Below are 12,970 nucleotides of genomic sequence, written 5' to 3'. Positions count from 1 at the left end.
TGACCGCTGCAAGCCTTGCGCGTCCCGAAGGAACGCTGAAGAATTGCCGAAGCAATGCTGAAGAATGCCGACCGGCGGCCTTTTGGCCGAGTTCGGTCCGGAAGGGGCAAGATCTCGATGTCGGCAGATCGGTACCTGATCGGCGAATCGACGCTTGATGTCACCCTCGGCTGCCTGTGCCGAAACGGCACGGAGGTTTCACTGCGGCCGAAGAGCTTCGCGTTGCTGCAGTATCTGGTTAGCCACGCCGGCCGCCTCGTCACAAAGGACGAACTGCTGTCAAAAATCTGGCCCGACGTCGTGGTGACCGAGGATTCGCTGACCCGTTGCGTGAGCGAGGCACGGGCCGCGCTCGGGGATACCGACCAGAAGTTGATCAAAACCGTATCCAAGCGCGGCTACGTCTTTGCCGGACCGGTAACGCGGCTCGACGATAACTCCGTCGTTCCGTCACCTGTGGAAGTGACGCCTCGCGAGGAGAACGATGGCCGGACATGGCGGTGGAGGACGGCGTTCCCGGCATTGGTCGCTATTCTCGCCATTGCGGGGATGGCCTGGTACGGCGTCTTTTGGCAGCACCAAACGACGTCCCCACCACGGTTGTCGTTGGTCGTGCTTCCTTTCGCCAATCTGAGTAATGATCCAGGGCAGGACTACCTTGGAGACGTCATTACCGAGGATCTCACGAGGGCACTGTCGCTGCTGCGCGGTTCGACGGTCATTTCCGCCGGTAGCGCTCTCACTTTGAAGGGCCGGACCGTCGACATCAAACAGATCGGTCGGGATTTTGGCGTGCGCTACGCACTCGAGGGCAGCGTGCTTCGAAGTGACGGGTCGGTACGCATCAATACGAGACTGGTCGATACGGAGGCCCTGACTACGCTGTGGTCGGACCGCTTCGATGTGAATCGCGCCGATCTCCTCCGGACACAGGATGAGATCGTCGCGCGGCTCGCCAGCGCGCTGCTGGGCCAACTGGTGCAGGCAGATGTCCGTCGCTCCACGAACGAAGCTGTATCGAACCTGGACGCCGAGGATCTGGCGATGCAGTGCGAGGCCTCCTCCTACCGTCTCACAGGCGAAGCGGCAAAGCCCAGTCTCGACCTATGCGAGCGCGCCCTTCGCATCGACCCCCGCAACGTTCGTGCGCTGGTGCGGCTCGCGACCTATTATGGCTCGCGCGTCTCGCGCGTGCAGAGCCCAGACCCGGAAGCCGATCTGGAGCAAGCCAATTCCCTGGTTTCCAGAGCGCTCGAGATTGACCCTGGCTACTATGCGGCCCATTGCGCCAAAGCCAATGTATTCGCCGGCAGACACCGCGTGCGCGACGGCATCGCAGCCGCCGAACGCTGTTTGGCGCTGAACCCAAGCTACGTCGGCGCCTACAGGCTTCTGGCCAGCCTCAGCTTCTTTCTCGCTCAGCCCGACCAGATGCTCGCCTACGTCGACCGCGGAATTCGTCTGAGCCCACGCGATCCGGAGACGTCGATATTCCTGCTGTTCAAGGGCTGGGCTTACTTCATGATGGGCCAGGATGAAGAGGCACTGGTGTGGCTGCGCCGGGCGGCAGCCGCATCTCCCGAAACGCCGGTCATTCTTGCCGCGCTAACGTCAGAACTCGCCTTAACGGGGCAAGATACGGAAGCACGCGCGACGCTGGCGCAGTACCTTGCGCTCAGTGGTACACGCACCCGGACGGTTGCGCAGTGGGACTACGTCCCGGACGACAACGCTGCGTTCCTGCAATTCCATCAGCGATTTAGGAGTGGGCTGCGCAAGGCGGGAATGCTGGAACGGTGAGCGCTCAATACGGTCGCTCCACGGAGGATTACAATGTACTGCGACGAGCTATGCCTGGTGACCGCTGGTCGTGGCGACTTCCGGTTCTGCGCCAATGTGGATCCCGCCCTACGTACCGGTTGCCGAGGTCGCGTTCTAACGCGGCCGGCTGCGCGCGATGATCTCGGCGGCGCCCTTGTCCAGCAGATCCAGACCGACCGCACGGCCGAGCTCACGCGGGCGATTGGCGGGGCCTGCGCGGGAGGCTTCGATGATGGTGTTGCCGGAGAGGTCGAGCACGGACGCCGCAAGCGACATCTGATCGCCTGATATGGTCGAGAAACCCGCCACCGGCGAGTTGCAGTGGCCGTTCAGCACCCACAGCACTTCGCGTTCGGCATCGGCGCAGGCGTGTGCCGCGGGATCGTCGATCGATGACAGGATTTTTCGCGTTTGCCAGTCCTGCGCCGCACATTCGACCGCGACGATGCCCTGGCCCGCTGCGGGCAGCATTTCGGCCGCGGTGAACTCGTAGGCGATGCGGCTGGAAAGACCGACGCGATCAAGACCCGAGCGCGCCATGATCAGCGCATCCGCCGGCCCGACCGCGCCGCCCTCCGGCAAACGCTGCATCTCGCCATTGTCGAGCTTTCGCACGCGCGTGTCGGCGGCGCCGCGGAAGTGGATGACTTCGACATCGGGAAACAACCGTCGCGCATAGGCCGCGCGGCGGACGGCGTTGGTGCCGATCTTGAAACCCTTGCCGCGCGACCGGCGCAGCGCTTCCAGCGTGACGCCGTCGCGCAGCACCAGCGCGTCACCCGGCGGATCGCGCGACAGCGTGGCGCCGATGACGAGGCCCGGCGTGTCCTCGTTGCCCGGCATGTCCTTCAGCGAATGCATCGCCGCCTGGAGTTCGCCCGACAGCACCGCGGCGCGGATCTGCGCGACGAAGGCGCCGCCCTTGCCGCCATGGGGCAACAGCTTGCTGGTCTGGTCGAGATCGCCCGTGGTGTCGAACTTGACGATCTCGACATCGAGATCAGGCATGGCGGCGGTCAAGCGGCGCGCAATCTCGTCCGTCTGTGCCAGCGCCATCGCGCTCTTGCGGGTGCCGATCTTGAATCGCGTAACCAAGTCCTGGTCCTTTCAATGCGCGTCGTCTTATCTGAGCATGATCTTATCGGAAAACCGGTTCCCACTTTGCGCTAACGCGGCCCTCCGGGTCCGGATCATGCTCTACCGCGCATCCTCCAATATCATATCGGACGCCTTCTCCGCGATCATGATGATCGGCGCGTTGGTGTTCCCCGAGACGAGATCCGGCATGATCGAACCGTCGACGACACGCAAGGCTTCGAGCCCCCGCACCTTCAGCCGCTGGTCCACCACCGCGAGCGCATCATTGCCCATACGACAGGTCGAGGTCGGATGGTAGATGGTGCTGCCGCGCTCGCGGCAATAATCCAGCAGCTCGGCGTCCGTGGATACCTTCGCCCCGGGATCGTATTCACTGACCACGAACGGCTTCAGCGCCGGCGCATTCAAGATCTTGCGCAGGATCTTGAGGCCCTCGACGTTGGTGGTGCGGTCGGTCTCGGTGGACATGTAGTTGATGCGGATCTCCGGCGGCACCGTCGGGTCCGCGCCCCGGATGCGCAAGGAGCCGCGGCTTTCGGGCCGGAGCTGGCACACCGACGCGGTGAAACCGGAAAAATCGTGCAGCCTCTCGCCCATCTTGTCGGTCGAGAACGGCAGAAAATGCACCTGGATGTCGGGCGAGGCCAGCCGTGGATTGGTCTTGAAGAACGCGCCCGCCGTGCCGGCCGCGATCGTCAGCCAGCCTTTCCGGAACAGCGCATAGCGCGCGCCGGCCAGCGTACGGCGGAGCGGATGGTTGACGGTGTCGTTGAGCGTGATCTTCCGCGAGCAGCGCATCACGATGCGGACCTGCATGTGGTCCTGGAGATCGTGGCCGACGCCTTGGGCATCCAGCACGACGTCGATGCCGTGCTTGCGCAGGAGATCGGCAGGCCCGACGCCGGAGAGCTGCAACAGCTGCGGCGAGTTGTAGGCGCCGCTCGACAGCACGATCTCCGTCCGCGCCCGCGCACGGCGCACGGTTGCGCCTTGCCGGTATTCGACGCCGACCGCGCGGCGGCCCTCGAACAGCACGCGCTGGCCGAGCGCCTCGGTCTCGACCTTGAGATTGCTGCGCGTCTTCGCCGGGCCGAGATAGGCCACCGCCGTCGAGGCGCGGCGGCCGTTGCGCGTCGTGGTCTGGAACAGGCCGACGCCTTCCTGCGTGGCGCCGTTGAAATCGGGATTGTAGGGTAAGCCATTTTCGACGGCGGCGTCGATAAAGGCTTTCGACAGCGGATCGGTCACGACCATGTTGGAGACCGGCAGCGGTCCGCCGGTCCCGTGATATTGATCGGCGCCGCGTGTCTGGTTCTCCGCCTTCTTGAAGTAAGGCAGCACGTCGTCATAACCCCATCCGGCATTGCCGTGCTGACGCCAGCGATCGTAATCCTCGTGCTGGCCGCGGACATAAAGCAGGCCGTTGATCGAGCTCGATCCGCCCAGCGTTTTTCCACGCGGCTGGAACACCTGCCGCCCCTTCAGCTCGGGCTCCGGCTCGGTCTGGTACATCCAGTTGAGGGTCTTCTCCTTGAACAGCTTTCCGTAGCCGAGCGGCACGTGGATCCAGATGTTGGAATCCTTAGGGCCGGCTTCGAGCAGCAGCACGCTGTGCTTGCCGTTGGCCGACAGGCGGTTGGCAAGCACGCAGCCGGCAGAGCCGGCGCCGACGATGATGTAGTCGAACTCGGGATCTGACGGCGCGAGGGCGGAATTTGCGTTCATGCGCTACGCTTCTTCTTGTTGGTGTGGGCGTTTCCGGTTCGTCACTGGAGTCCCGTTCCGATAGAATCGGAACGGGGCTCCAGATTCTCGTTTTGACGCGTTTTCTTGACGCGAACCGGTATCCACTTCGCTCGAAAACGCTTTAGCACAATCATGCGCGCAGACGCAGCGCCTCGACCAGCGACTTGAACGCACGGGCATATTCCGCACCCGCCCTTGCGATATCGGCGCGCCCGGCGCAGGCGACCGCGGCCTCGGTCACGGCACCGAGCAGCAACCGCGCCAGCGGCTCGACCGGCTGCCGCGCGATCAAGCCGGCCTCCATCGCCATCGAGAGCGCGCGCGGCAGCTTGCCACCAAAATGCCTGGCGTCGATCTCGCGCCAGCGCTCCCAGCCGAGCACGGCCGGACCGTCGCGCAGGATGATCTGGCCGGTCGGGCCTTTGGCGGTCGCGGCAAAATAATGCTGGGTGCCGGCGACCATCGCGGCCAGCACGTCCTTCTCGGCGCGCGCGGCACTGTCGATCTCGACGACGAGATCACGCGAGACCAGGTCGAACACCGCTTCGAACACCGCCTCCTTGGTCTTGAAGTGATGATAGACCGCGCCCTTGGCGATGCCGGCGGCTTCCGCTATCTCGTCCATCGTCGTCGCGGCAAAGCTTTGCGTCCCGAACAACCGGCGGGCCGCCGTCAGGATCGCCTCTGTCGTCGCCGCCCGCCGCTCCGCCTGTTTCGCCATGTCGTCTCTTCTCCACCTCTCCCCAGCGGGCCCCACCAGCGGGAGAGGTGTTCCGGGTTCTTGGCTCGCATCGATTCAAACTCACCCCGCTCTAATCGAATTCGCGTCACGCGGCCAGTTGACTTTTCGACTATCAGTCGGTATTTACCGACCAACAGTCTGTTTTAATCGAAAGGTGCGCCATGCCGAGCCGGGACGTCGCCGAAGCCTTTGCGAAGCGCCTGGAGGACGGGGATTTCGTCGGCGCGATCGAGCAATTCTACACGCCCGATGCCGTAACTTACGAGAACAACGCCGCCCCGACGATCGGCCGCGACAAGCTCGTCGCCAAAGAGCGCGGCGTGCTGGCGGCCTCCAAGGAGATCAAGGCCGTCCGCGTCGGGCCGAGCCTGATCGAGGGCGATCATGTCGCGACGCGCTGGACCTTCAGTTTCACGAACGCCGAGGGCGTCACGCGAACGCTGGACGAGATCGCGTGGCAGACTTGGCGCGGCGATCAGCTGATCGAGGAGCGGTTCTATTACGACCCGAAGCAGCTGGGGCGCTAAAGCACTTCCGCGACGGACAGCGGAGGTGATAGCGAACATTCGGCCAGCGTTGCAGCCGTAACGCGGAGCGCCGCATTTGTATCGATTTGTTATCGATACTCTCGGCCAAACACGCAGAAGTGGTCGCGGTGACCGCGTCAATCGGGGATAATTCATAGTTCGTCAAAGGTTTGCGGCGAATTCTTCCGATCGAGCCGGACAAACGGCCCATGCTGCTGCAGGCTCTCGAATGCGGACTCAACTGACCAATTATGTCGCGCGGTTGTTTGCCGGCGATCTGTCAGCCTTTGGCGGTCCCGCAACCGACGAAGCCGTCGCCGGCCATATCCGCGCCGAACAGATGTCGCTGGTGCTCGGCTATTCCGTCGGCATCATGCTCGCCAATGCCTGCAACGCCACCGTGCTTGCCATTGCGCTATGGCCGACACCGGACCGGATACCCGCCCTGATCTGGGCGGTCGCTGTCGCCGGCGCCGCGATCGCGTTCGGCCTGCAATCCCATGCCTCGCGCCGGATCACAAAGCCGCAATTCGTCTCGCGCCGGGCGATGCACCGGCTGGTGCGCAACGCCTTCGTGCTCGGCACCGCCTGGGGCATCGTCCCCGTCGCCTTCTTCGCGAACGCTTCGACCGGCGGACAGCTTGTCATTACCTGTTTGTGCTCGGGCATGCTGGCTGGCGGCGCGCTCGCCTTTGCCACCATCCCGATCGCCGCCATCGCGTTCACCGCCCCCATCTTCGTCGGCATCGCCATCTGTCTCAGCCGAAACGGCGACCTCGCCTTCCTGCTGATCGCTTTCCTTGTCGTGGTCTATGGCAGCGTTCTGCTGCGCGGCGTGTTCGTGAATTCGATCGCCTTCGCGCGCCGCGTGATGCGGCAGATCGAGGCGGAGCGCACGGTGCGGCAGGATCCGCTGACGCAGCTGCCCAACCGCGTCGCCTTCAACGAGACGCTCGACGGCGCGTTCAAGCGCCTCGCGCTGTCCGGCGAGGAGTTCGCCGTGCTGCTGCTCGACCTCGATCGCTTCAAGGAGGTCAATGACAGGTTCGGCCATCCCGCCGGCGACGAATTCCTGGTCCAGGTCGCAAGCCGCTTGCAGCGCTGCACCCGTGCGGCCGAGCATGTCGCGCGTATCGGCGGCGACGAGTTCGCGCTGGTGATGGCCAATCTGGCACGATCGGAAGATGCGCTCGAAATCGCCGAGCGTTTCGTCGCGGCCTTCACCGAGCCGTTCCTAATCGAAGGCCGCGAGTTCGTCGGCGCCACCAGCGTCGGTATCGTGCTGGCGCCGCGCGACGGCAACACGCCGCTCGACATCATGAAGAACGCCGATGCCGCGCTGTATCGCGCCAAGAAGGCCGGACCGGGCACGGTCTGCTTCTTCGAGGAAGCCGACGACAAGGCCTCGCGCGACCGCAAGGCGTTGCAGACGGACCTCGCTGGCGCCCTCACCCGCAACGAGCTGTTTCTGGTGTTCCAGCCGTTCCTCGATCTCGACGAAAACCGCATCACCGGCTTCGAGGCCCTGCTGCGCTGGCAGCATCCCTCGCGCGGGCTGGTTCCGCCGAGCGAGTTCATTCCGATCGCGGAAGAGACCGGGCTGATCCACGAGATCGGCGAATGGGTCATCCGCCGCGCCTGCGCAACGCTGGCAGACTGGCCGGAGGACATCCGGGTCGCAGTGAATTTCTCGGCGGCGCAGTTTCACAACACCGGCATCCTCGAGACCGTCGTGCAGGCGCTGGCCGACGCCCAGGTCGCGCCGCACCGGCTCGAGATCGAGATCACGGAATCGATGCTGCTGTCGAAATACGGCTCCGCCGCGTCGATCCTGAACGCGCTGCTGGAGCTCGGTGCCACGGTGGCGCTGGACGATTTCGGCACCGGCTTCTCGTCGCTGACCTATTTGCGCAAACTGCCGTTCAGCCGCATCAAGATCGACCAGTCCTTCATCCGCGACATGCTGGTGCAGCCGGACTGCGCCGCGATCGTGAAATCGGTGATCTCGCTGGCGCGCGACCTCAACATCGACGTCGTCGCCGAAGGCGTCGAGACCGCCGACCAGCTCGAATATCTCAGGCAGATCAGTTGCGACGAAGTGCAGGGTTATCTGATCGGCCGGCCAGTGTCGGCGGAGGGCGTGCAGGCGCTACTCAATTCGAAGAAGCTTCGGGCGATTTTCGCGGCGTAGGCGCGCTCAAACCGCATCCGCCCGCAGCAGCGTGTCCACCGTGATGGTCCCTCGCGCGCGGGAGACGCAGGCGCAGATCTTTTCGTTACCTTGCTTCTGATGGTCGCTGAAGAAGACGTCGCGATGGTCGATCTCGCCGTCGACAGCGACGACGTCGATGGCACAGAGGCCGCATTCGCCGCGCTTGCAGTCGTACATCACCTCGTGACCGCTGGCGTTGAGGACATCCAGCATCGAACGCTCGCGCGGAATTTCGAGTTCGACATCGGAGCCCTTCAGGCGCACGCGAAACGTCTCTGTCGGCAGCGTGCCGCTGGAGCCGAAGGTCTCATAGCGGAGATCGGCGAGCGGATGGCCTGCGCCGATCCAGGCATGGCGCGCGGCATCGAGCATGCGCATCGGGCCGCAGAACAGCGCCAGCGTGCCTTTCCGCAATGAGGCGAACAGCGTGTCGAGATCCAGTCGCTTGTCTTCGTCGCTGGCATGGACGACCAGGCGGTCACCGAGCAGGTTCGCGAGATCATCGAGATAGGCCGCATCAGCGCGCCCGCGCACGGCGTAGTGCAGCGTGACGTCGGCGCCTCGGCGCGCCAGCGCCTGCGCGGCGCCGATGATCGGGGTGATGCCGATGCCGCCGGCGATCAGGCAGTAGGTTTCGCGCGTCCAATCGACCGCGACGAGCGAGGTTGGCCTCGTGATGTCGAGCCGCGCGCCCGGTGCGAGCTGCCACATGTAGCGCGAGCCGCCGCGGGAGTCCTCGGCGCGACGTACCGCGATCCTGAAGCCTTGTGACGAGGCTTCGCCGACCAGCGAATATGAGCGCGTCTCGGGCTGGCCAGCGATGGTCACGCCGACATTGATGTGGCTGCCGACCGGATAGGCGGCGCCGTCGAACTGGTCGGGCCGGATCAGGAATTCGCGGATGCCGGGCGCAAGATCGCGCGTCGAGACGAGCGTGGCCGGAATCCAGGTTTCGATGAAGCGCATGGTGCCCTCAATCGGTTGCGGTCTTGATCAGCGCGAGCGCCGGCAAGAGGTCGAGATGGGTGCGGTTACGCAGCGCGAGCCGCAGATTGCGCACCGCAAGCCGCGCGTGCTCGCGCATCACGGCTTCGGCGCGCCCCCCCTCGCGGTTCTCGATGGCGTCGATCACGACGCGATGATGCTCCTGCCCGATGATCAGGATCTGCTGCGCCTCGGGGAGCGCCGACTGCGCCATCACAAAAGCGCTGGGCGAGGCGAACGGCAGCGCCGAGGCGCGGTCGATCTGCCGCACCAGCGGCGGGCTGCGCGACAATTCGGTCAGCAGCGCGTGGAAACGCGCGTTCAGCGCGACATAGGACGAGAACGCTTCGATCGAGATCGGCACCTGGCGCAGCAGCTCGTCGATCGCAGCCAGGCATTCCTTCAGCGGCTCGAGCTCGCGCGCGGAGACGCCGCGCTCGGCGGCGAAGCGCGCGGCGAGGCCTTCCAGCGTGCCGCGCAGCTCGATGGAATCGGAGATGTCGCGCTCCGAAAACGCCTTCACCATGAAGCCGCCGGAGGGGATCGCCTCCAGGAGGCCCTCCTCCTCCAGCCGCACCAACGCCATGCGCACTGGCGTGCGCGAGGCGCCCGTGGTCTCCACCGCCTGAAGCTCGGAGATGCGCTCGCCCGGACGCAAGGCGCCCGACAGGATCTGGTCGCGCAGCGCGAGTTGCGCCTTCACGGTTTGCGAGACGGAGCGGTCGACCTCGCGCTCGGCCATGACCTACTCCGCGGCCTGGAGGTGTGTCGGCGCGTTTTCCTTCGCCACCATCTTGTCGATCAGCTTGCGCGTCCACATCGCGCCGGCGTCGATGTTGAGGTTGTAGAAGATGCGATCCGGGTTTTCGTCCATCGCGCGCTGCTGCGCCTCGAGGATCAGTTCGTCCTCGCGGAAGATGCCGGAGACGCCCTCACGGATTTCGGTGGTGATGCGCTGCTCGCCAATCTGGTAGTTGCGGACAAAGGCCCAGAAATAGTGGCAGGTCTTCTCGGTTTCCGGCGTGATGGTGTTGAGCACGATACCGTTGACGCCCTGCGAGCGGTCGCCTTCCGGCGCGCCGGTGCCTGTTGGCGCCACGCCGACGTCGATGGCGATGGTGCACGGCGCCTCGAAGCGGATGATCTGCCAGCGGTCGACCAGACCGGGCTTGCCGAGTTGTTTCGCCCAGAACGGCGGCGCCTCGATGCCGCGCATCCAGCGCGTCACCGTCACCGTCTTCTCGCCATGGGTGACGTCAAACGGCGCTTCGGCGACCGCGTCATTGCCGATGGAGGAGCCGTGCACGAAGGTCTCGTGGGTGAGGTCCATGAGATTGTCGAGCACGAGCCGGTAGTCGCAGGCGACGCGGATGGTCTTCCCATCGCCGGCCCAGGCCGGATCGTGATTCCAGTGCATGTCCGGGACGAGCGCGGGATCCGCGAGCGCGGGGTCGCCCATCCAGAGCCAGATGTAGCGGTGGCGCTCGACCACGGGGTAGGCGCGGACGCAGGCCGACGGGTTGATGGTCTCCTGCGAGGGCATGAAGGTGCAGCGGCCCTGCGCGTTGTATTTCAGGCCGTGATAGCCGCAGACGACGGTGTCGCCTTCGAGCCGGCCCTTCGACAGCGGCACCAGGCGATGCCAGCAGGCATCCTCCAGCGCGGCCACCGAGCCATCGGCCTTGCGGTACATCACGACGTGCTTGCCGCAAATTGTCCGCGGCAACAGCGCCGGCTTCACCTCGGCGTCCCAGGCGGCGGCGTACCAGGCGTTCATGGGGAAGGGTTTTGTCACCGGCGATCTCCCAGGGCTTATGTATGCGTTGTGTATACAATAGCGCGGAAGACGAAACGTTCAATGCCAATTATTCTGTATCTTAGTATCTATTCGGGTAATTGTGTATACAGACTTAACCCCGGCCATTCCCCGCGAAAGCGGGGAATCCAGTACTCCGCGGTGGTCATTGGTTCGCATAACGCGCGCCGCGGAGTACTGGATCGCCCGCCTTCGCGGGCGATGACACGGCGCGATACGGCACCCATCCCTTGGAGGAGCAGCCTAAGAGCGGCACCCGCGCCCGCAGCTACGCCCCGAACACCTTCTTCAGCCCCGCCTGGGCCTCCTCCTGAATCCGCTTCAGGTGCTCGGTGCTGCGGAAGCTCTCGGCGTAGATCTTGTAGACGTCCTCGGTGCCGGACGGCCTCGCCGCGAACCAGCCGAAATCGGTCTCGACCTTGATGCCGCCGAATGGCTGGCCGTTGCCCGGCGCCTTGCTCAGCGTTGAGCGGACGGGATCGCCGGCGAGATCTTTCAGGCCGAGCTGCTCGGGCGTGACGGATTTCAGGATGTTCTTCTGCGGCCCGGTCGCGGCCACGTCGATGCGGGCATAATGGGGCACGCCGAACTCGGCCGTGAGATCATTGAACAGCTGGCTCGGATCGCGGCCGGTCTTGGCCATGATCTCGGCCGCAAGCAGGCCGAGGATGATGCCGTCCTTGTCGGTGGTCCACACCGTGCCGTCGCGGCGCAGGAAGGAGGCCCCTGCACTCTCCTCGCCGCCGAAGCCGAAGCTGCCCGTGACGAGCCCATCGACGAACCATTTGAAGCCGACCGGCGTCTCCACCAGCTTGCGGCCGAGTTTTTTCGCGACACGGTCGATGATCGAGCTCGATACCACGGTCTTGCCGATCGCGGCATCCTTGCCCCAGTTCGGCCGGTGCGCGAACAGATAGGAGACCGCCGTCGCCAGATAATGGTTGGGATTCATCAGGCCGCCGGTGCGCGTGACGATGCCGTGGCGATCGGCGTCGGTGTCGTTGGCGAAGGCGACGTCGAAGCGGTCGCGCATCGCGATCAGGCTCGCCATCGCGTAGGGCGAAGAGCAGTCCATGCGGATCTTGCCGTCCCAGTCCACGGTCATGAAGCGGAAGGTCGGATCGATCGCCTCGTTCACGACGGTGGCCTTGAGGCCATAGCGCTCGATGATCGGATGCCAGTAATGCACGGCGGCGCCGCCGAGCGGATCGATGCCGAATTTGATGCCGGCGGATTTGATGAGGTCGAGATCGACGACATTCCCGAGATCGGCAACGTAAGGCGTGATGTAGTCGTAAGCGTGAACGGTCGACGATTTCAGCGCCTTGGCATAGTCGATGCGCTTCACGCCCTTCAGGCCGTCGGCAAGATAGGCGTTGGCGCGCTTCTCGACGACGGAGGTCGCGTCGGTGTCGGCGGGACCGCCATGCGGCGGATTGTATTTGTAGCCGCCGTCCTCCGGCGGATTGTGCGAGGGCGTGACGACGACGCCATCGGCCAGACCCGACGTGCGGCCCTTGTTGTAGGTCAGGATCGCGTGCGAGATCACCGGTGTCGGCGTGTAGCCGTGGTCCTTGTCAATCATCACCTCGACGCCATTCGCCGCGAATACCTCGACGGCGCTCGCGAGCGCAGGCTCGGCCAGCGCATGGGTGTCGATGCCGATGAAGAGCGGACCGGTCAGCCCCTTTTCTTGTCTATAATCGCAGATGGCCTGCGTGGTCGCGAGGATGTGGCCCTCGTTGAAGGTGTTCTTGAACGAGGTGCCGCGATGGCCCGATGTCCCGAACGCCACGCGCTGCGCCGGGTCCGCCGCATCCGGTCTGTTGGCGAAATAGGCCGTCACGAGCCGCGGAATGTTGGCGAGCGCGTCCGGCGAAACCAGCTTGCCCGCCGCGGGATGAACATCAGCCACTGAAATATCCTCGTCCTGTCGTACAGAGATTGCGCCACACCATAGCATCGGCCGGGCCCGCGCCAAACCACAACACGCGCGATGGCGTGGCTGTTCCTGAGATCGTGCT

At 64.7% G+C, this 12,970-nt stretch carries 10 protein-coding genes; 3 read left to right on the top strand and 7 right to left on the bottom strand.

Annotated features, from left to right (window positions below; genetic code table 11):
* Window positions 1–54: 54 nt before the first annotated feature.
* A complete protein-coding gene (locus tag JJC00_RS10550) occupies window positions 55–1,800 on the top strand; it encodes a winged helix-turn-helix domain-containing tetratricopeptide repeat protein (RefSeq protein WP_200472505.1) in 1,746 nt (581 codons plus the stop codon).
* A gap of 135 nt (window positions 1,801–1,935) precedes the next feature.
* Here the strand turns inward: JJC00_RS10550 and hemC are convergent, their stop codons facing one another.
* From hemC to JJC00_RS10535, 3 genes are all read right to left on the bottom strand, one after another.
* The gene (gene hemC / locus JJC00_RS10545; RefSeq protein WP_200472504.1) at window positions 1,936–2,916 is read right to left on the bottom strand and encodes a hydroxymethylbilane synthase; all 981 of its coding nucleotides are present in this window, start codon (window positions 2,914–2,916) and stop codon (window positions 1,936–1,938) included.
* Between the two features lie 102 nt (window positions 2,917–3,018).
* Window positions 3,019–4,644, bottom strand: a complete 1,626-nt coding sequence (locus JJC00_RS10540; RefSeq protein WP_200472503.1) for a GMC family oxidoreductase — start codon at window positions 4,642–4,644, stop codon at window positions 3,019–3,021.
* 151 nt (window positions 4,645–4,795) lie between these two features.
* A complete protein-coding gene (locus JJC00_RS10535) occupies window positions 4,796–5,386 on the bottom strand; it encodes a TetR/AcrR family transcriptional regulator (RefSeq protein ID WP_200472502.1) in 591 nt (196 codons plus the stop codon).
* A 182-nt stretch (window positions 5,387–5,568) separates the two neighbouring features.
* Between JJC00_RS10535 and JJC00_RS10530 the strand changes: the two genes are divergently transcribed.
* Together JJC00_RS10530 and JJC00_RS10525 are read left to right on the top strand one after the other, a co-directional pair.
* Window positions 5,569–5,934 carry a nuclear transport factor 2 family protein gene (locus JJC00_RS10530; RefSeq protein ID WP_200472501.1) on the top strand — a complete coding sequence of 122 codons (366 nt, stop codon included), beginning with the start codon at window positions 5,569–5,571 and terminating at the stop codon, window positions 5,932–5,934.
* 229 nt (window positions 5,935–6,163) lie between these two features.
* Window positions 6,164–8,125 carry a putative bifunctional diguanylate cyclase/phosphodiesterase gene (locus JJC00_RS10525; RefSeq protein WP_200472500.1) on the top strand — a complete coding sequence of 654 codons (1,962 nt, stop codon included), beginning with the start codon at window positions 6,164–6,166 and terminating at the stop codon, window positions 8,123–8,125.
* 6 nt (window positions 8,126–8,131) lie between these two features.
* Here the strand turns inward: JJC00_RS10525 and JJC00_RS10520 are convergent, their stop codons facing one another.
* The 4 genes from JJC00_RS10520 to pgm all read right to left on the bottom strand — a co-directional run bounded on the left by JJC00_RS10520 (window position 8,132) and on the right by pgm (window position 12,861).
* On the bottom strand, window positions 8,132–9,112 hold the full coding sequence (locus JJC00_RS10520) for a PDR/VanB family oxidoreductase (protein WP_200472499.1): 981 nt from the start codon (window positions 9,110–9,112) through the stop codon (window positions 8,132–8,134).
* Window positions 9,113–9,119: 7 nt separating this feature from the next.
* Window positions 9,120–9,872 carry a GntR family transcriptional regulator gene (locus tag JJC00_RS10515; protein ID WP_200472498.1) on the bottom strand — a complete coding sequence of 251 codons (753 nt, stop codon included), beginning with the start codon at window positions 9,870–9,872 and terminating at the stop codon, window positions 9,120–9,122.
* Between the two features lie 3 nt (window positions 9,873–9,875).
* Complete coding sequence (locus JJC00_RS10510) at window positions 9,876–10,907, bottom strand: Rieske 2Fe-2S domain-containing protein (protein WP_433996523.1); 1,032 nt, start codon at window positions 10,905–10,907, stop codon at window positions 9,876–9,878.
* 307 nt (window positions 10,908–11,214) lie between these two features.
* Window positions 11,215–12,861: a phosphoglucomutase (alpha-D-glucose-1,6-bisphosphate-dependent) gene (gene pgm / locus JJC00_RS10505; RefSeq protein WP_200472496.1), complete on the bottom strand. Its 1,647-nt coding sequence runs from the start codon at window positions 12,859–12,861 to the stop codon at window positions 11,215–11,217.
* Between the last annotated feature and the right edge of the window lie 109 nt (window positions 12,862–12,970).

Origin of the sequence: Bradyrhizobium diazoefficiens (assembly GCF_016616885.1) — a bacterium.
GTDB lineage: Bacteria > Pseudomonadota > Alphaproteobacteria > Rhizobiales > Xanthobacteraceae > Bradyrhizobium > Bradyrhizobium diazoefficiens_F.
Note: the sequence above shows the minus strand (reverse complement) of the source record. Positions and strands in the feature narration are given on the sequence as shown.